Source organism: Mesobacillus maritimus, from assembly GCF_044803185.1.
Taxonomy (GTDB): domain Bacteria; phylum Bacillota; class Bacilli; order Bacillales; family Cytobacillaceae; genus Mesobacillus_B; species Mesobacillus_B maritimus_B.
Genome location: NZ_CP085225.1, coordinates 2844690 through 2864524 on the forward strand (window position 1 = coordinate 2844690; position 19835 = coordinate 2864524).

13 protein-coding genes and 2 pseudogenes are annotated in these 19835 nt (G+C 38.2%); 2 read left to right on the forward strand and 13 right to left on the reverse strand.

The features are described from left to right. Positions 1–122: 122 nt before the first annotated feature. The 5 genes from LG336_RS13715 to LG336_RS13735 all read right to left on the reverse strand — a co-directional run bounded on the left by LG336_RS13715 (position 123) and on the right by LG336_RS13735 (position 8973). A complete protein-coding gene (locus LG336_RS13715; RefSeq protein WP_404333056.1) occupies positions 123–4589 on the reverse strand; it encodes a hypothetical protein in 4467 nt (1488 codons plus the stop codon). Beyond that, entirely contained in the window at positions 4567–5313 is a 747-nt protein-coding gene (locus tag LG336_RS13720) for a DUF6063 family protein (RefSeq protein ID WP_404333057.1), read from the reverse strand. Before LG336_RS13720 ends, LG336_RS13715 begins: the two co-directional genes overlap by 23 nt. Continuing rightward, entirely contained in the window at positions 5310–6818 is a 1509-nt protein-coding gene (locus LG336_RS13725) for a hypothetical protein (RefSeq protein WP_404333058.1), read from the reverse strand. Before LG336_RS13725 ends, LG336_RS13720 begins: the two co-directional genes overlap by 4 nt. Continuing rightward, a complete protein-coding gene (locus LG336_RS13730; protein ID WP_404328080.1) occupies positions 6811–7890 on the reverse strand; it encodes a Wadjet anti-phage system protein JetD domain-containing protein in 1080 nt (359 codons plus the stop codon). The genes LG336_RS13725 and LG336_RS13730 overlap by 8 nt, the downstream gene beginning before the upstream one ends. 402 nt (positions 7891–8292) lie before the next feature. Further along, a complete protein-coding gene (locus tag LG336_RS13735; RefSeq protein WP_404328081.1) occupies positions 8293–8973 on the reverse strand; it encodes a hypothetical protein in 681 nt (226 codons plus the stop codon). A gap of 91 nt (positions 8974–9064) precedes the next feature. On the opposite strand from LG336_RS13735, the pseudogene LG336_RS13740 reads away from it, so the two are divergent. Next, positions 9065–10223, forward strand: a pseudogene (locus tag LG336_RS13740) (IS3 family transposase). A gap of 349 nt (positions 10224–10572) precedes the next feature. On the opposite strand, the gene LG336_RS13745 reads toward LG336_RS13740, so the two are convergent. The 7 genes and pseudogenes from LG336_RS13745 to LG336_RS13775 form a co-directional block, all read right to left on the reverse strand. After that, the gene (locus LG336_RS13745) at positions 10573–10887 is read right to left on the reverse strand and encodes a hypothetical protein (RefSeq protein ID WP_404328082.1); all 315 of its coding nucleotides are present in this window, start codon (positions 10885–10887) and stop codon (positions 10573–10575) included. A 192-nt stretch (positions 10888–11079) separates the two neighbouring features. Then, entirely contained in the window at positions 11080–11358 is a 279-nt protein-coding gene (locus tag LG336_RS13750; protein WP_404328083.1) for a hypothetical protein, read from the reverse strand. A gap of 103 nt (positions 11359–11461) precedes the next feature. Next, positions 11462–12313 carry a hypothetical protein gene (locus tag LG336_RS13755; RefSeq protein ID WP_404328084.1) on the reverse strand — a complete coding sequence of 284 codons (852 nt, stop codon included), beginning with the start codon at positions 12311–12313 and terminating at the stop codon, positions 11462–11464. A gap of 241 nt (positions 12314–12554) precedes the next feature. Beyond that, positions 12555–13286: an FAD-dependent oxidoreductase gene (locus tag LG336_RS13760; protein WP_404328085.1), complete on the reverse strand. Its 732-nt coding sequence runs from the start codon at positions 13284–13286 to the stop codon at positions 12555–12557. Positions 13287–13325: 39 nt separating this feature from the next. Next, positions 13326–13607, reverse strand: a complete 282-nt coding sequence (locus LG336_RS13765; protein WP_404328086.1) for a DUF4062 domain-containing protein — start codon at positions 13605–13607, stop codon at positions 13326–13328. 504 nt (positions 13608–14111) lie between these two features. Then, entirely contained in the window at positions 14112–15557 is a 1446-nt protein-coding gene (locus tag LG336_RS13770; protein WP_404328087.1) for a beta-propeller fold lactonase family protein, read from the reverse strand. Positions 15558–15927: 370 nt separating this feature from the next. Beyond that, positions 15928–17199 (reverse strand): annotated as a pseudogene (locus tag LG336_RS13775) (mechanosensitive ion channel family protein). Positions 17200–17646: 447 nt separating this feature from the next. On the opposite strand from LG336_RS13775, the gene LG336_RS13780 reads away from it, so the two are divergent. Next, positions 17647–18315, forward strand: a complete 669-nt coding sequence (locus tag LG336_RS13780; protein ID WP_404328089.1) for a hypothetical protein — start codon at positions 17647–17649, stop codon at positions 18313–18315. 114 nt (positions 18316–18429) lie between these two features. Here the strand turns inward: LG336_RS13780 and LG336_RS13785 are convergent, their stop codons facing one another. After that, positions 18430–19551, reverse strand: a complete 1122-nt coding sequence (locus tag LG336_RS13785) for an alpha/beta hydrolase (RefSeq protein WP_404328090.1) — start codon at positions 19549–19551, stop codon at positions 18430–18432. Between the last annotated feature and the right edge of the window lie 284 nt (positions 19552–19835).

Genomic DNA, 19835 nt, shown 5'->3' on the forward strand with positions numbered 1-19835 from the left:
TTATTATTAGGGTAGGCCGAAGGGGCTCTAGGGACAGGTTCACTGTCCCAGTCAAATAAACCATCACCAAAGAAAAATCCCACTTTCCAAAATAGAAAGTGGGATTTTCCCTATTTAACACTTTATTGAGTAACAACTTCTTCCCCTTGATAAATCCGAAACGCGGGAACAATCGTATCCGAAACAATTTCTTTCCCTTTTTCACGAATAAAGTCCAATTTATAATACGCATCAAAGCGTTGACTGATTTCGGTTTTCACCAGTTCAGGCGGCGTCACGACGATGAATTGGAATTTCAGTTTCTCAGCTACCGCGAAGATTGGGTCAAGTACGTGCGCCGATGCGGCTTGTCCGAATGGATTATCAACGACTAGTGGAACCCAACTTTGGTCGGTTTCACCCTTAACGGATAATAGCATCATCATCATGACCATACGAGCGGATAGTTTTTGTCCGCCACTACCGTCTGATTTTGTCTTCGAACCTTGGTTAATCGTCTGCCAGGTTGAATAATGCTCACGTTGCGGTTTTCCGTACATAAAGGCATTATCTGTTCGCATGTTATAAACGAGAAGTTCAGGGTATCGGTTTCGAAGCGAAACAAATAGAATTTGCTCATCGCTAATCAGTTGTTTGATTTCCTGATCTAATTCACGATTCCCATCATCGATTCGATCAAATTGCTTCGTGATTTTGTTGATTGCTGACACGAAATGCTGTTTTAGAAGGGGCTCAATTTCTTCCGCTTTTTTCGGTAAAATGTCTTCTTTTAGCTGAACAAGTGGGAACGAACCTCGTTCATTCTTCAGCTTCATTTTGCTAATCATCGAGCGAATCGATTCAGAAATACCCATCACTTTCATGCTCGCACGGCTTGCCCAGAAGCTTTGTGCCTTTTCTGCTCTTTCTTTATCGCGTTCTAATTGCTCCAAACCACTTTGTGAAAAACGCTTCATGTTTTTCACGACACTTTGAATATGGTGATAATGTCTTGTATCCATATGGTCCAGTGTGGTTAAGACTTCATTTTTAAACCGAATCTCCCAATCCTTGCCTTCAATCGCAAGCTTAAGATTACGTAGTGACTGTTCGATTTTCGCATGCTTCTCTTTGCCTTCTTCTTGGATGTTTTGATGATCATCACACCAGGCTAAGATGCATTTCTTTCCTTGAGCCTTAATTTTTTCTACATCCTCATCGGTAAAGCTAGCTGCGTCCTCTTTTAGAACAACCGATAACGTAAACAAATCACCTTCATAATTGGTGATATTTGTTTCTGTCTCTTTTTGCTGCTTCTCTGTGTCCTTGATGTCTTTTTTGGTGAGCTTTGTTTGGTCTTTGATTTCAACTTCTTTGACCTCTAAATCATGCTCTTCCCATTCTTCCGGCTGCTTCTCGTGCTTGGCAACTTTCTTCCCTGCCTTTTCACGCTGTTCGGTCGAATGCTTTAGAGATGTTTCAGCAACGGTTACCGCTGTTCCTTGCTCACGTTCTTCTTTCTCCGCTGCCTTAACTTCCTTACTTGCAGTTTGCAGCATATTTTCTAGAATGCTAATCGGCTCATCTGGCTCAGCAGCATCTTTCCATTCCTCATTAATCGCCTTCAGTTTTTTCTCAAGTTTCTTTTGCTGCTTTTGTTCCGAATCTTTTGTTGCTTGAATCTTGATTAATTCGCTCGCCTGCTCTTCTTTTGATTTATGGAGTTGTTTCAGCTCATCAATGCTTCCATTGATTTCTTCTAAAACATGAGAAGATAAACGAGGTACTTCTTCAGTCGCTTCCGCTTTTTCCTCAACAGGGAACGCCGCTTCTTCAATAAAGAACGCGATCTGCTTAATACTTTGTTCAGTAGTGAGCTTCCATTCTACATATGTTTGATTCCACTCGTTTTGTCGGTTCACGACACTTTCATACTCGCTACCAAGTTCCTCCTGCTGCTTGACCAATGCTTCTTGTTGTTTCTCTTTCTCTTGCTTGACACGTTTATTTTCTTGATGCAGCTCTTTCTCACCTTCAAACGCAGTTAAGGTTTCCACATCTTTTGTCAGCTTTTCGACCTTTTGCTTCGCCTTTTTTCGTTGCTCTTTAAGCTGAAGCTGTAATTCCTTTTCTTTCTCTTGTTGCGTTGTGATTTCCTGTAACTTTGTCTTCTTCGCGGCGAGTGCATTTTGTTCTTGACCAAGCGTCCTTTCAATTTCACTCGAAAGGTCATTAGCTAAAAATCGATCGATCTCCTTTAAAATCCCACGCAAAGACGCTTCTGTTTTCTCAATCTCTACCAGTGTTTCTTTCTTTTCATCTAGTTCTTTCGCAATCTGGATTTTCCAGTTGGTAAACTGATTTTTATCGGATAAAAGCTCATGTTCGGTTCCATTGACCATCACAAATGCGGACTCTTGCTTTTCCCCGTTCATTTCCTCACGCATAAAAATCGGAACTGGACTCTTATACATTCTCCCTGTAAGAACCTGCTGATTGATTTTTTGCCATTGCTGTCCGCTTACGACTAAACCAAATGGCAGAAGCGGATACGTCATAAGCGATTTCGCCATCTCTTCTGGACTTAGCGACTGAAGGAATTGCGTTCCATAAAAGACATCGATGCCCGTTTTTTCATCGATCCATTCCTTCAATTCTTTGACGTCTTTATTGGCAACCCAAAATGGCTCATCATTTAACGAATGATCAAGCTGGGTTTCCCAAAGCTCTTTCTTCAATTCTTCCGCTTGTTGACGATTCTCAGCAAGAAGGTCCTCGATTTGTAGACTATATTTCGATAACAGTGCATTGGTTAAAGGTGCGGTCACTTCAGCTAGTAAACCATGAAGCTTATCAACTAGTTTCACTTCTTTTTGCTTTTGCTGCTCATTGGCTTCCTTCAATTCCTCGCATTTTTCTTCCGAGAACTCAACCGATTGCACAAGTGTCCCATGTTGGGTAGCCAATTCATTTTGCTTTTCATTCGAAGCCTTCTCTTTCGCTTGCAAGTCGGTTAACTGCTTCTCTTTATCCTCAATTTGTTTCGAAAGGTTCTCAATAAAGCCTTTTAAATCATAAGTTAAACGGTCACCAAATTCCTTGATGAGCGTTGCTTCCTTCGATTCAAAGGTATGGATTTGCGTGTAGAGAAAATCAATCTCGGTTTTAAGCTTAGCAATCTCCGTTGTCTTTTGTTTATCCTGTTTCGACAGCTCGGTTGCTTTTTTCTTTAAAAACTTTTGATAGCCAAAATACTGCTTAATCGCTTCTTTTATGGCTAATGAGGATTCTTCCCATTGCTTTGCTGCTTCTGCTTTGATTTCTTCCATGCGTTGGTTTACTTGCTCTAAGCCACTATTTTGCTCCAACTTCGCAATCTGTTGCGATAGGGCACGAATGCTTTGCTCGTTTTCACTCCACTCTTTTAATAAAACTAGAAACGCGAGCTCGTCTTTACGGTCCTGTTTTGCTTGCACAACCTCTTGTAATGCTTCATGCTTCTTCTGTTCTTCACCTAACTTTTTCTCCCAATCGCGGACCTCTCTGTGAGCCTTGGCGTATTCTAAGTTGTCTTTTTGAAAGCGTAAATCGTCTTGCTTCACCATTAATTTCTCAAGGTCTTTCTCTAGCGTAACCAGCGTTTCTCGTTCCGCTTGCAGCAAATGCTCTAGCGCCCCAAGCAATTGTCGTCCAACCTTGATGCTTTCATCGACGACTTCTTTATGCTGAATCCCAGTTACTAAATGGTCTTCAAACGGAACAATGTCTTCTAAAAACTCTTTATGAGCTTGCTCCCGTTTTAACAGCACAGGCAGGTCCTTTGCAATACTTGCCTGACTTTTAAAAATCTCCACAAGATCGTTCTTTTGATGCTCAGTTCGATGCAACACTTTGCTAACCGTCGGGATGATTCGTTTTTGGAACAACGAATGATCATCTTCCGCACCTTCAAAGTATTTGCCAACGCCACCTTCATCCTTATTGATGTCCTTTAAAATATCCCAGTCTTTTCGGTCAATTCCATACGTATCAAGGATGCGATAATGCTTTTTCATGTCACGGTAAACGTCATAGCCATTCCATTTTAAATAGTCCTTCAAGCCGTCGATATCAGCAGTTTCTTCATTTTCAAAGAGGGGGATATGCTCTAGGCCTGCCTCTTCTTGGCGCTCAAATTCTCTTGTGTAAAAAGTAATGTTCGGAAGAATTTTCGCTTCTTGTTCCAAGGTTTTCTTTTCAGTTTCACTTTCCTCACTCATCGAAATCCGCTGCTCGGCTGAGAACATTCCTCCAGTGATGAGATGCCTATGGTCGGCACCGTCCAATTCCCACTGAATCACCACATGAAAGGTATAAGGAATAAACTGCTCTTTATGATTAAAAAAGAACTGCTGATAATAACGGTTATTTTGTTTTCCCCACGATGTTCCTGGCTTAAGGATTTGGAAGATGGTTTGCAAAAATACTCCTTTTCCGCCGCCATTCATCATTGAGATTAACCCATTGGTTGAAGTTGTCTCATTATGGAAGTTAAAAGTTGTGTCTTTGTATTGCTTTTGCATGCCATCATACTTGAGGCCAACAATTCTAATTCGATTGATTTTCGGCATGCTCTTCCTCCTCAGTTGTGACTAATTTCTTAAACATTTCGTACCGGTCATAATCATGGTATAAGTATTCAATCCGCTCAAAAAGCTCTTGCTTTGGAATCCCTTTTGGAATCTCGTCACGGTCAAGCACAACGATCAATCCCTCGGTCTCTAACAAGCGCATCGCTGTCGTAATCAACCCAATTCTCGTACGGCGATTCGCTTTTTTGACGCCAAAGTCATCGGTGTCCACTTCCATGTACTTCCACGTGGTTACGACTTCCTTCATATCGATTTTCTCCGCTTCACCAAAAGAAGGGTTCATTTTCAGCATAGTATCCCAATTCATGATGAGCTCGTTCACTTGCCGTTCCAATGCGTAAAAGCTAATTCCTTCCCGTTGCGAACGTATTTTCGCAGCCTGGTTGCGGTCGATGCTTGCTAAAAACGACATGATCACAACACTAATCAGATGAAAGTGTTTTTTCGTTTCAATTTGCTTGTGTTTATCTTTCATATGAGTAAAATTCGTCGCAAACACGGAGCCGGTTGGCTGGACGACTAATTGAATTCGTTTCGCTGATTCGATGATATATGTACCTGATTCATCTGCTAATAACAGAACCGTCTGTCTGACTTCCGGGTCGAAATACGTCTGGAAGTGCTCACTATTTTCATCGATGACTTTCTCTTTTAAAAGCGTAAAGTAGACAGCAGACGCTTTTTTGATGGTTTCAGCACTCATGCTTTCTCCTCCTCTACACAAATTTTAAATGGGGTGATTTTCATGCGATGCCAGACGAAGGGCTTTGCACGATGATCAAATTTTGTAAAAATCTTCGAGCCTTCAAACACTTGAAATTGCGGATATTCCTGCATCAGTTTATAAAGCAAGATTTCGCGCTCATCGTTGATCGTTTCTTCCTGTCGATGCAACACCTGCACCTTAAGCGGCTTTCGATCAAACATCATCCATAAATCTATTGTTTCTGATTCTTCAAACCATAGGTCCTGGACTTCTAATGGCATAGTCGCTAAATCGGCTAACGAAAACTCTCCATACGTTTGTAAAAACTGAAACACATAACTCCAGGCTTTGATGACCGAATTCCAGTCAGTCACACGTTGACGAGTCGTGTTTTCTTCCGTTTCTTCCTCAACGACCACATCGGTTTCCTGAGTTTCATCGTATTCTTGTTCTCCCCAGATCCAATCAAGCGGCAAGATAAATTCGTTCTTTGGTGAAAAGATCGGTCCCAACACACGCTCAATCGTGTCGAAACTTTCCACGCCTTCTTTCATGAACCAGTTTTCATAAAAATGCTCTTTAAACGAAACAAGGCTCGTCTCCCAGAACAATGAAGGGTTTTCCACTTTTAATTTCATCTCATAGGAAATGTTTTGAATCACAAGTTTCGCAAGCCGGTCATGCAACTGTCTTGTATGGCCGATTTTTTCTTTGAGAAGAGTTAATTCTTTTTGAATCGAATCTTCTTCGTCATTTGTCCGGATTGTTTTTTCAATCATGGTTGTAATCGTCCGGAAATGAGTTTTCTCCTCATCAAATTGCTTTTCAATTTCTTCACGACTGTCGGCTCGTTGCCATTCTTCTTCTATAATTAAGATTTTCGGATTATTAACCATTTCCTTTTGAAAGGTGAATTCTTTTGCCAATAAGCGGTTCACGCGTGAAATGAGGTGATCGAGGTTTCGCGTTGCTTTGCGGAAATTCCCATTTTTAATCAACTGCATGCTATAAAGCTGTTCAATCGTAATCGAGAATTCTTCAGCCATTTCCCGGCTCATAAAAATCATTTCCTGAGCGACATCGGTGAGCTTGTAAATAATCGAGCCACCTAATTCTAGGTTTGTATACGATTCATCCATGGTGACATAGCGAAACGTTTGCGTTTCCCATGATTGTCTAATTTCATCGTAATAAAGGGTCTCAAACGGCTTACTATATTCTTCTTTTCCCTGATACAGAAGCCCGCTGGTAATCCGATCAATTTGCTTATCTTCCGTTAACAGCTTCATTTGCTTCACCGCATCTTCGACCATATAGCGGATATCAGACTTTCTCCGACCATCATCATCATTCAATTCTTTATAAAAAATCGTCAGCAGCACCTGCATGAGAATCGTTTGGAGATAGGGTTTCATCTCGCCCACTTCCATGCCTCTCCCAAGCTCGAACAAGGGATTTAATCGCTGCATCCGCTGGGCAAATCCTTCCCATGACTCATTCATGTGTCCACCTCCTCCATGTTTCAATGGTTAATACTTCTTGCGGGATGCGCTTATTTTCTTCCCATAATTGCATTAAAAGTACTTGTTCTTCTTCTGTAAAATAGTGAAAGAATTCATCACGGTACTTGAGGTTTTGTGTTTGACCGGTTTTCTGGTCATTCTTTTGATCGATGAATTCAAGCATTTTACGGTAAATTTTCAAGGCTGGCTCAATATAGCAATCCGGATACTTTTCCATCAAGCGGATGAGAATCCCGTATCCAGCGGCATCCAAGTCTCCTGCATAATAGAAAAGATAGTTTTTCGGCGGAAACATCCGAAAGAAAAACGAAAAACTCCGCTCAATCTTCGTCCCTTCCCCATAAATAATCAGTTCCGGTTCATAATCAAGTTGGTTGCTTTCCAATAATTGAATCGCAGTATGAAAGAATGATAGATTCTCAACAATCAGCACACGCTGAACATCCTTAATCTCTTTCCCCTGCTTCATCCAAAACACAAACGGCTCCCCGTAGTTCACGACTTTCAGCTGTTCTTCGTTTACGCCAATTCGAGTTAAAAAGCCTTTGCCTTCAGGGAATTGATCGCTGTCTAGTAAAAACTTTTCATGACCAAAAAGCTCCAGACTTCTTTCTTCTAACGAGACAATCTCCCGTATCTGACTAGATTGCAGAAACGTATATAAATTCTTGATTCGACTCAATTCCGCTTCCGTCTGCCACTCCGGATGATTTTCATAGTATGTAAAATCAAACCGATCACTCAATTTCATCATCTCAAGACGATCCCATTTCGTGTCCTGAACTTTGATATTGACCCAGTAATACAAAGACAGAGCCGGCGTTCTACCATTGTATTGATTGTTTTTAAGTGGAGCCAGCTGACCTTCCTCTTGTAAGGTCTGAATGGCTTGATAAAACAACGAATATCCGTCCATATCAAAATAATCATCCAGAAGCCTGCGTAGCTGCAGTTCTAGATCATTTATATTAATCTTCTTTTTTTGTTTTGGGTGTTGGATGTCGGCGATAAAGCCGCGAACCCGGGTTTCAATTACGTTTATTTTACTCACCTACTTGCTGTTGCATAAATGTTATAGATAATATCCTAATAAAACAAAATTCGACATCCTTATATTATAAACTAGATAGGTGGATGGAGGGAAAGGAATTTTTCTTGAGAGTTTAATGCAGTGCAGTACAGATTTTTTTCTTATTTCATAAAAAGTTGTCCTGTGTCTTTAAGGGAGAATAATAAAAACCGTACAGTTTTAACATTTACTGTACGGTTAGATTTAAGGCAATTGCAGTTCATTGAATGGGAACCCAAATCTCTTACATTCAGGAATCGGATACATAATAACTTCTGTAATGTTTCCACACTCTACGTGTGTTAAGTGCTAACTGTAGACAAACCATAGCAAATTTTCTGGAGCAGCGGAATTCACCTTTAGTAAAGATTTACAAATGAGGTTTTAGATAAAATGATTCATTAGAATCTCCAAATACCTCTTATCATTTGTGTTTTTAATTCTCTCTTTTAGTACTTCAATTACATGATGATTCAAATGTTTATTGCCAGCGATTTCACTAAGTAATTTATCATTGTAATTTTTTAGCGAAGATGGTATAAACTTTTGATAATCAAAATTCTCTGGATCCACAAAAAAATCATACTCATCATTTATTCCGATAAAACCTTTCATTTTTGAATTATTTATTTCTTTTAAAAAATACCAAACACCAAAGGTACTCATATAGTTGTTAGAAGTAAAAGATTGTATTCCCTTTTCCTTTTGAACAAAATAATCTAACTTTTGTTTCTCCAGATATTCAATAATTAATTCTTCATGCTCTAAACTAAAACCTTCAATTAAGCCTATCCTAATTCCGTTCATTAAGTCATGTATGTTTACAACTTTTTTAAAATCAAGTATATGGCTTTTTGCATTAGTAGAAAGTAGAGGAAATAATTTAAACAAAAAATCAATTTGATTTTGCTTATCTTGTGTTAAATAAAAAGCGATTTCGGAAAGTTTATTTGAAATAAAATTCTTCTCAAAGTGCTTAATTAGAGCACCATAGTTACTGGAATACAAATTATTTGATGATACCTCTGAAAAGTTTGGATCATTATGTTTTTCTACCTGTGACACTAAAAATTCTTCAATTATGGGTATGATGCTAGACTAAAAAGTAGACACAGATTGTTATAATAAATATATCAACAATAACGAGGTGTGTCTGATGGCAAGAGGTAATGGCAAACGATACGATGAAGCTTTTAAAATTGAAACGGTAAAGTATATCAGCGAAAATCATAAGTCTATAGCTCAAGTGGCTAGAGAAGTGGGTGTGAATACAAATACTTTACATGGGTGGGTGAAGAAATATGGCCAACAGCCAGAGATTAAGGCTGTACAATCTTTCTCTTCAGAAGGGGCTGAATTAAGAGCACTTCAGAAAGAAATTCGTGATCTAAAAGAGGAAAATGAAATCCTAAAAAAGGCGATGCACTACTTCGCAAAAAGCCCTCGGTAAAATATGAATTCATTCATGAAAATCGCTCCCAATTCCGAGTGGAGAAGATGTGCAGCATTCTGGGAGTTTCCAAAAGTGGTTACTTCAAATGGTTAAACCGACCGAAAAGTGATAGGCAGAAGCAACACGAGAAATTATCACAAAAGATTCTTCAGACCCATTTAGAATTTAAGCAACGTTACGGCAGTGTAAAAATTTCTAAAACCCTAAATAAACGGGGCGTGAAGGTTAGTGAGCGAACGGTTTCTCGCATAATGACGAAGAACCAATGGAAGTCTTGTACCGTCAAGAAATACAAGGCTACAACAATTCGAAGCATCAACATCCAGTGTGTGAAAACGTTTTAAATCGTCAGTTTATAGCAAATAAACCAAACCAATTTTGGGTAACGGATATCACTTATATTCCGACCAACGAGGGCTGGTTGTATTTGGCAACCGTAATGGACTTATATTCTCGTAAAATAGTAGGTTGGGCCATGGACAGAACCATGACAAAGGAATTGGTTATCTCTGCTTTAAAGATGGCTTACAAGCGTCAAAGGCCGGGAAAAGGCGTTATTCATCACTCAGACCGAGGAGTACAATATGCCTCCTCCGAATATCAGAAACTAGTAAAAAAGTACAATATGATAGGAAGCATGAGCCGAAAAGGAAACTGTTATGACAACGCTTGTATTGAGTCTTTTCACGGCATCCTTAAACGCGAACTAGTGTATCAGACCAAGTATAAAACTAGGGCAGAAGCGAAGAAATCATTGTTTGAATACATCGAGTTCTTTTACAACTCCAAGCGGATCCATTCGACTTTGGGCTACTATACACCCAATGAATTTGAGCAAATGTATGGGAATTCCGCAGCCTGATTTTACCTTTATAAAAAAGTTTAAACTGTCCTTTATTTAAACTTTTTTATGAAGGTCACCAAGCGAAAGCGCGGTAGAAAAATCTGTGTCTATTTTCTTGACGTAGTATCACTACTCTACTAACTAGAAACCCTCCAATAATCGCAACTAATGCTGCTGTTGAAGTAATTATGGTCGCAATTAAATTGTTTAAATCCATGTTTCCCTCCAAACCCGTTAAATTAACTTGTTTTTTAAAACATCATTACTTGATAAAAACGACATATACCTTATCCAACTTCAATTGAATATGGTTTGCATATAATTCGACTTTACTCTTATATTCAGTAGGGATGTTCTTGATTAAGTGCTATGTAGCTTTTAACGTATGATCACCAAAATCATAGATTACAAGAAATTTATAAGCATTTGTCGGGTCAAAGTTTACCTTTGACTTACCTTCAAGCAAACCTTGAATGTACTTAATAATACTGTTCCTCTGTGCAGAACCAAACTTAAATCCATTGTTAATCGGCTTATTACACTTGATTTCAGCTAAAATATTAACGTCACCAGTCACCATAATCTCGTAACCATTACCACTTGGCTTCGCTCCCAATACCTCATCCAAATAAATCTGATAGTTTTTATCTACATAAGAACAGTGTTTTCTTAACCACCCCATAAAACGGATTGTCGTTTTTATGTGATAATATTGTTAATAACACTTAATGTGGTTTTTATATCCACAAAATCTTCTATTGATAGTTTTGAATAATAGTCTTATTTTCCCTAGTAACTTTGGATGAGATGAATTGGTTAAATCGTTCCTTCAATTTATCCTCCTATTATACTTTTGAACCATTTTAAACCTCCTCTACCCCAACTGACCTTTCCTCACTTCAAGTTCACGCTTACGTCCCTCTAGAACCTGTTCCACAGTTAAATCCTTCTCCACTAAAGAAAAACCCTGCTGTTTCTTACGCTTCCTCGTATTGTTAATATCAAACAATTTATACTCACGCTTTTGCTCAGGGTATGATACCAACGCTACATGTTCTGAGGTTGGTGCTAATCCCATTCTGTTTAACTTGTTTTGAGTGAATAGGTTGTCAGGAACATTTTCTGGTAAATAACGTTTTAATTTATCGGTCATATTAATTCACCCCTCTTTACGCATTTTTAAAATAATCCAGACAAAGTTCACAAAAACTAGGTTCATATTCGTCCTCAATACTTTGCCTTCTGTATACAATCTTTTATGCACATACTGGTCCTGAGCAAGTTGTTAAATCATCTTGAGTCGGTTTTACCCCACAAGATAGACATACATACTGATACCCATCAAGACATATGAAAGTTTCATAATCACAACTAGGACATTCCATTAACGGGTCTTCTCCACCATCTTTTATAGAACTGTATCTATCTACAAAATGGTAAATGTATTCATCTACAAAATTTTCGATTTGTTCATCACAGAAATGACAGAATGCATCTGTCTCGTCAATAAAGTCTACAGTCTCTTGAGAACATGCTGGACATTGCAAAGGAACATCAATCTCATCTACCTCATCTACAATTAATTTTAGTCGTTCATTTACATAGGCATCAAATGTATGTAAATAATCTTTAATTTGGGAAAACCTATCATCATCAGAGCCGAAATACCCCTTCTCAATCATATCTGTCTTTAGGAACGGTATTAGATACGTTAATAGCTGTACAATATTAGACTTAAGTACATCAGAGGAAACTACAAATTGATAATGCTCCGCTTTATTTCTTTCTTTTTTTAGCCAATTCAATTTATCGCTCAATTTCTTATCGAGTTCTAAATTACATTCATCTTTTAGCCTTTTGACTAACTTTTTATAGTTAACGCTACTAAAATCCCCGTTTCTTAACTTATCTATGTCAGTATCCGCTATCTTTTGAAAGATAAGTGCCCAATCTTTCTGATAAAGTATCTCTTTTAACATTAATTGAATTCCTGCATGTAAATTAAGAAGTGAATACTTTAAATCTTCATCAGATTTATCAATAGTATCAAGGGATTTCAAGATGAAATCTAACCCGTTATCAACCATTTTTAAATTTATATCTTCCATTAAACTCACCCTTACATAAGACAACTCTATCAACACCATACTTCTATGGTTTCAAAATTTGGAGTGCCTGTGTCACTACCCGAATAATCTTGTTTCACATAAATGTTCCACAAAACAAAAAACATACCGCTTAACAGCCACTGTGCGGCAAAACTGCAGCCGTTCAAGTTAGCGGGAAAATTTTGGGTCTGACCCCAAGCCCCTAATGCTCCTTCTTCATAGACTTGTTCAATGCAACCGGTTAACACAAATTCATTATGGGAACGGCACCAGTTGCAACGATAATTTGATCAGCTTCTTCAAGTGCTGGATCATCTTCCTGGATCATTGTATTCAATTTAATTTCTACACCCAACTTATCAAGTTGAATCCCGTACCAATCAATAAGTTCACGAAGCTTATTTTTAAACGTAGGCGTTGCAGCACTCGTTACCTGACCACCTAAAGTGTGAAGCTTTTCGTATAGAGTGACAGAGTGCCCTTTAAGAGCTGCGACTCTAGCTGCTTTCATTCCAGCAGGACCTCCACCAACAACTACAACGTTTTTCGTTGTGGTTGCTCGTTTAATTTCATATCGAGCCTCATTACAGGCTTGAATGTTTACCGCACAGCTGAGCTTCGTCAGACGACCAGCAATTCTGCCAATACACTCTTCGTTACAACGAATGCATGGACGAACATCTTCGCGCATATCTGCTAGAAGTTTTATCGGGAGATCAGGGTCGGCAATGAGCGGACGCCCAAACATGACAAAGTCCGCATTTTTAGATTCAATCAGGCTAACTGCTGACTCCGGGGTATGATTTCCCGAATTTAAAATCGGAATACCTACCGCATTTCGTGCTGGGTCACACACATATTCCATGCAAGCATCCCCTAAATAGGACGGCGGGAAGATATAATCAATCGTTTCATAGGATCCAGCATCAATATCTAGCGCATCCACGCCTGCTGCTTCAAGAATCTTTAACATCTCCATGCTTTCTTCAAGACCTCTGCCACCCTTGACAAGTCACTGTGACTTGTCAATAGCAAACTCATATACAAGATGGGTATAACTCTTTCCACTTTCTGGTTCACAAGAACCGTACCTACCACCTAAAATTAATATTAATATATCAGAGTCTCTAATCCATTCTTTAATTATTTCCCATTGAGTTTTATCACTTGGTATAAATAATTCCATTCCAGCAGGTATATGCTTAGACCTTAAAATCCCTTCAACAGCTTTTTGTCTTTCATTCTTTAAGTCTAGATAGGTTGAAGATACAAATACATCTAACTTTTTATTCAAATTTGCCCCACCCACTCATTTTGTAATAGTCTACTACAATTAGACCAAAACCATATTATGTAAATGTATAAAAAAGAAAATTGTTATTTTAAAGAAAATAGGGTCAGTCCCTCAAAAAAGTAACGCATACTCTATCGAGAATTGCTTCTACTCCCTTTCTGATTCCAGCTTCGACAAATTTCGGGTCGTTCTGGTCGTCACTGTGACGAATATCAGGAAATACATAGAAATATAATAATAAAGTATGCTATATAAGATAACTACTTCGTAAGCGTAAAATAATGCCCACCTTCACATAAGATAATTATTATTTTACGCTTACGTTAGTATTTCAAATCCCCTGATTTAATTAATGCAACGCTAGTGATATTGTAATTATCCTTGTAAGAGTGAAAAAGGATCTTCAACTGAAAGATCCTTTTATACTGATTAATTTATTTTCTTATCTTATCCTTTTTCAGTACCCCTTCCTCCTATGGAGAGTATCTTACGGAACACTGTAAATTAAGGGACGTTGGGCGTTATGTTTGGAATAGTAACTAAATCCGAAGCAAGTATTGGTTCGGCATTAATAGGATTTTGGAAACTATCTAGAGGCCAGATAGATACGAGAACGTAATCTGGGTTTACTATTCCTATTCCAAACTGAAATTCTACAAAATCACTTGGAATAAAATACAGTTTGGAAAAAGATTCATTCGGAGCAAGGCTAAATAGTTCATGAACATATGCTTGTTTGCTACCTCCTTGGGGTAAAAAGAAGCCTTGTACTTCAATAATGGCACTCTCAGTTGGATGATTATTTAAATACTTGACCGTATAATATGTTGTTGAAGGAGTTTGCCGATAAATAGCCCCAGTACTCAACGTAATAGTGGGAAGCGGCGGTGGGGGCGTTTGCATAATAGCAATTCCGTAGGGGCTACTTCCACTTAGTGGGATACTATCAATCTCAGTATTGTAAGTGGGACTTGCCGGATTACTATCGACTACAGAAACATTATTCGTGCTTTGATTGGTTATATAAATTCTTGCTCCATCTGGAGTTATCGCAACATCATTAGGCCTGACTCCAGTTAGCGGGATTAAACCTATTTGAGTATTATAGGTAATGCTGGTCGGATCCGTATCAATAAGGGAAATATTGTTTGATGAATTGTTAGCAATATAAGCACGTGTGCCATCTGGGGTGATGACTATACCAGCTGGTCTATTTCCTGTCAAAGGGATTAAAGCTATCTCTGTATTATATGTTGGGCTCGCAGGATTCGTATCGATCACGGAAACGTTGTTAGAGGTGATATTTGTTACATAAGCACGAGTACCATCAGGGGTTATATCAATAAATAAAGGATCCACTCCAGACAACGGTATAATATCAAGCACTGTATTGTAAGTGGGGCTTGCTGGATTTGTATCAATCACGGATACACTATTTGGGGAAAAAGTAGAACCACTTGGGCCATTATTGACAGCATAAACTCGGGTCCCATCTGGTGTAACAGTCAGATTAAAAGGTCCAGTGTTAGGTGGTAACGGTATAAGCTCAATCTCTGTGTTGTAAGTGGGGCTTGCTGGATCTGTATCTATTACGGAAACGTTGCTAGATAAATTATTTGAAATATAAGCACGAGTCCCATCTGGTGTAATTGTAACACCTACAGGACCATTCCCTGACGAAGGTATAACATCAATCTCCGTGTTAAAAGTCGGACTGGTCGGGTTAATGTCGATAACAGAAACGTTATCTGCGTCAATATTTGCTATATATGCACGGGTACTGTCTGGAGTAATTGCGATCGCAAGGGGGGCAAAATCTCCTCCTAACGGCACAACATCAACCTCTGTGTTAAAAGTCGGACTTGATGCATCAGTGTCTATGACCGAAACATTATTTGAAATTAAATTTGTAACATACCCAAACATATGCATATTACCATATCCTTTCATTAAAATTGATCACATGATATATTTTTTAGACATCCACGGCAGTCTACATCTTATATATAATAGGGTATGTTGATGATATATATATGATTGGACAAAGTAATTAAACATCCTAATTTTGGACAAAAGTTTATTGATAATTTGAAAAAAGTCACTGTGACAACCCGACATTTCTTGTTTCACATTGATGTTCCACAACATTGCAGCATAGCGACGGATCATTAGCTTCGCCCTAGGCCATAAATTTTCTAAAAAAAGGGGCAGACCCTCACTTGAGTAACGCTTTACTGCACCGGGGGACTGACCCCAGAACCCGCAGAAAAAACCGACTGTGTTATTTAAACAGTCGGTTTTGTTACGGTGATTGATTATTTCAATAACTTCTTTGGCCAATCAAGGCTTTGTTGCTTGATTCTTCTACCATATTTCTTAAATCAGTCCCAGATGGATTCTGGAATACTCTAAGTCCAAACTCTTGTGCAACTGAAAATAGATGGTCAAAGATATCAGATTGTACAGATTCATACGCTGCCCACTGTACGTCATTGGTAAATGCATAAATTTCTAGAGGCAATCCGTGTTCACTATGTCCCAGCTGTCTAACCATTAAAGTCATATTTTGATTGATTCTGGGGTGATTCTTGAGGTAATTGCTGATATAATCCCTAAAAACACCGATATTTGTTAGGGCCCTTCCATTCACTGGATTGTTTCGATCGATTGCATTTATCGCATTGTACTCAGCAATTTCCATTTCTTTTTGAATAATGAAGTCTGAAAGGTAATGAACTTTTACAAATTCTTCAATCATTTCCTCGGTGCAAAACCTGATACTACTGGTATCTATATACAAAGAGCGCTTGATTCGTCGGCCGCCTGAGCTTTGCATCCCTCTCCAGTTTATAAATGAATCAGAAATAAGGGCATAACTCGGTATCATCGTAATCGTTTTGTCAAAATTTTGAACCATTACGGTATTTAATGAAATATCAATTACATCACCATCTGCTCCATACTTTGGCATTTCAATTCAATCTCCAAGCCGAACCATATCATTGGCCGTCAACTGAATTCCTGCCACTAGTCCTAGCAACGAATCTTTAAATACTAACATCAAAACGGCCGAGAGAGCACCAATACCACTTAATAGGATAAGAGGACTCTTTCCTATTAGGTTCGAGACAATTAAAATGAAACCGAGAGTCATGATAATAATGCTAACCACCTGAATATATCCTTTAATAGGCTTCACCTTGGATATATCAAAGGTTTGATATATATCATTAAATGCATTTAGTAAGCTTTGTTGTATAAACACTAACCCTACGATGATCGTATAGGCAATGGCAAACTTCTCGATGATTGCTTGATGGGTTGGAAAAGGTGAAGAAAATGAATAAATAATGATCGCAGGAACAAAGTGGGATAACTTTCGAAAAACCTTTCTCTCCAAAATGATTGGACCCCACTTAACTTTGGAGTTTGTCACGATACGAGTAATGATCCTGATTACGATTTTCTTCGAAATAAAATTTGCTACGAAACAGAAAATCCCTATTAGTAGTATCTTGATTGCAACCGAAAGATATTCTACTACTCTAGGATCTAGTCCCATATCCAGAAGTAGATTATTAATGAATTGCATCTCTTCTCCCCCGTTTTATTTACACAACATAAGCAACTTTAGTTTCAGTTCCTGTCACTAATTAAGTACAAGTATTTATATATAGGTATATGTAATTTATCTATGTTCATTACCAGAAATGAAATTAACGACTTCAGATAATGTTATTTAATTGATCATTGAATATTGAGTCAATGTTGAATTGGATCATCACATAAAAATTGGAGTGCCTGGCACCACCCGAATACTCTCGTTCATAGTATATTCACAAAAACAACCTATAAGTAGGTCAGTCCCCAAAAATCACCTCTAATCAAATTAAATATAAAAACCAAAGAAAATTTTGGAAAGTAGTAAAAAAGCTGGTAATAATCATCCCAATTCAGGGGAAAGTTATCCAATGTCAGGTATTATTTAATGAATTTACTTAGCATTTTAAAAGTTGAACGATCTGAAGGAGAGGTATTAATGAAACTGTACCAAGTAAGAAAGGGACAATTTGTTTATTTTAACAACGAGTTACACAGGGTATATTCTGTGAAGCCCATATACAAACAGTCCGTACATCTTGTCAGGTTGAAGGACTTAACGCAGCATTTAACCAATGCCTCAAAAGTGGAAATATATAAACCCCAACATCTTGACAGCTTTATTTTCAACCATAAGGCCTATACACTTAACAAGGATAAAAAAGCTGAAGAAGGGGATCATATCTTAATTACGAATCCAAGTCCCGATTACATGGATCACTATTCATTAAACGAAATTGAGATTGTATCGTCTGTTGAACCCAAAGGCGTTATCACAAATAAGTCTAATGGGGTTAAACATAGCGAATATATTTTAATGGTCCTGGGTCGCGATCAGGATAGTCACCCTATAGATTATTTTGATAGCAATCTGGCAGTGGATGATTTATCGGGCAACGAGTCTGATCAACCTGCAAAAAGTATCCAAGGTGAAATGCCGAATATTGGTGATGTATATAAAAAGCGAGGTGGCGATCATACCAATGAGGCGATGGTAGTCGCTATCAACGGAGAAACGATTTTTCTGGGAAACAATTTAGAACTCTCCTTGAATGAATTAAACAATAGTGAAATATGGGAGTTTCAATATAGTCTACTAGGTGAATGATTATGGAGTAAACACCGGACGGTTCCGGTGATTCTCCGAAATGAATTAAATAACTCAAATGCAAGAAGTTCAGCAAACACACCGAACAACAGAAACGCAGGTATCGTACCTATGTTATCTTACTTTTCTAACCGAATCATCAAGGACGGACCACCATGGTGGACCAGCGTTTTCTGTCGTTCTATCTAATAGAAATCTTGTAATCAACGTTTGGACTCTCCCATCATTCAAGAATAGAGCGTGCATAGCTAGGTTACTCCATTTCTTCCTGACAGCAAGTGTTAGGATGTCATTTTTATAGGTGGCAGCGCTTGCTAGTGGAATAGTCCCATCACCATCACCCTCTACATCTGAGTGCTCAAAATCAAAGAAATTGGTTGCCCGTCGGTCAGGGCTATATGGTCTTACAATGACCTTCTCTTTTGTTTCTTCTCCTACTCCTGCAAGGATTAGGAATTTTTCTCTGATTTCTTCCGGCAGACTGCTTAAATTCACCATCTCGGGCTTTTGTCTATCCCAAAATGTTTTGATATGATTCACCCGATCTAGGAACAATGCTCTGTCATCCTTCCCGATATTCGATTGCCAATGGTCTGGATTAAATAAATTAAAATCTGTTCCATTCTCAAATATAATGGCATGCTTATAGGTAGGACATAACTCAAAAACGGAAGGAAACGTTCGGGCAACCTTGCGGAATTCATCATTTGAATTAAATAGTGGAAACGGAATCCCCCCTTCTCCAACTGTTAGAGCATACAAAGCCTTGACTGTTCCTTTAAATGGGCAAGCAACCATAACGGCATGGTCGATAACATCATAGTTCCCTCTTAAACTCTTTAAATAACAGTTAAATATCATTCCTCCAAAGCTATGCGTAATAAAATTGAACCGGTTGACCGACAGTTTTTCCTTGAGATACTCAATAAAAGCAGTTAACTCCTTGGCCGTTTCTGCTGATGATTTTCTCCAATCATAACCAAAAATATAAACAGGCATTTTCGTTTTATTCTCAAGGATGTATATCGCTTCTCGATAAGGCAAATCCTCTATATCACTTCGTTCAACAATCCATTTTGGGTTGACTTCAAAACGACTATCCTGCTTTAAAGCAAGATCATAAATTGTTTCATATTTGCTCTGAAAAGTTGACCAGATTGTATCAAAATTCAGTGTGTTTGCATTGACGAGTTTCGTTCCCTGTATTCCAGGGATTAAAATAGTTGGAACTGTCAAATCCATATCCTCCCTTATACATTACTGGAATTTCTTTTAATTTCATGATATACCATATTATTCCAAAATGGTTGAAAAGTCTTCATTATGTACTAAGATCTTTGTTATAAAAGAATCTGTATTTTTACATATGAAAAACATCTAGACTGATCCGGCGTTTCTCCCAAAGAGAAGAGTAACTCAAATATCCCGAAATTCAGCAAAGGACCATAAATTAGGTACCATATACAACAAACACACAAAAAAAGAGTGTCAGTCTCTTGACGAAGTTAAGCGTTACTTCG

What these genes read in the sequence shown, in the direction of transcription:
- LG336_RS13715 (WP_404333056.1), bottom strand. Translation starts at nt 4,589, where the DNA reads ATGCCGAAAATCAATCGAATTAGAATTGTTGGCCTCAAGTATGATGGC.
- LG336_RS13720 (WP_404333057.1), bottom strand. Translation starts at nt 5,313, where the DNA reads ATGAGTGCTGAAACCATCAAAAAAGCGTCTGCTGTCTACTTTACGCTT.
- LG336_RS13725 (WP_404333058.1), bottom strand. Translation starts at nt 6,818, where the DNA reads ATGAATGAGTCATGGGAAGGATTTGCCCAGCGGATGCAGCGATTAAAT.
- LG336_RS13745 (WP_404328082.1), bottom strand. Translation starts at nt 10,887, where the DNA reads ATGGGGTGGTTAAGAAAACACTGTTCTTATGTAGATAAAAACTATCAG.
- LG336_RS13750 (WP_404328083.1), bottom strand. Translation starts at nt 11,358, where the DNA reads ATGACCGATAAATTAAAACGTTATTTACCAGAAAATGTTCCTGACAAC.
- LG336_RS13755 (WP_404328084.1), bottom strand. Translation starts at nt 12,313, where the DNA reads ATGGAAGATATAAATTTAAAAATGGTTGATAACGGGTTAGATTTCATC.
- LG336_RS13760 (WP_404328085.1), bottom strand. Translation starts at nt 13,286, where the DNA reads ATGTTAAAGATTCTTGAAGCAGCAGGCGTGGATGCGCTAGATATTGAT.
- LG336_RS13770 (WP_404328087.1), bottom strand. Translation starts at nt 15,557, where the DNA reads ATGAAAGGATATGGTAATATGCATATGTTTGGGTATGTTACAAATTTA.
- LG336_RS13780 (WP_404328089.1), top strand. Translation starts at nt 17,647, where the DNA reads ATGAAACTGTACCAAGTAAGAAAGGGACAATTTGTTTATTTTAACAAC.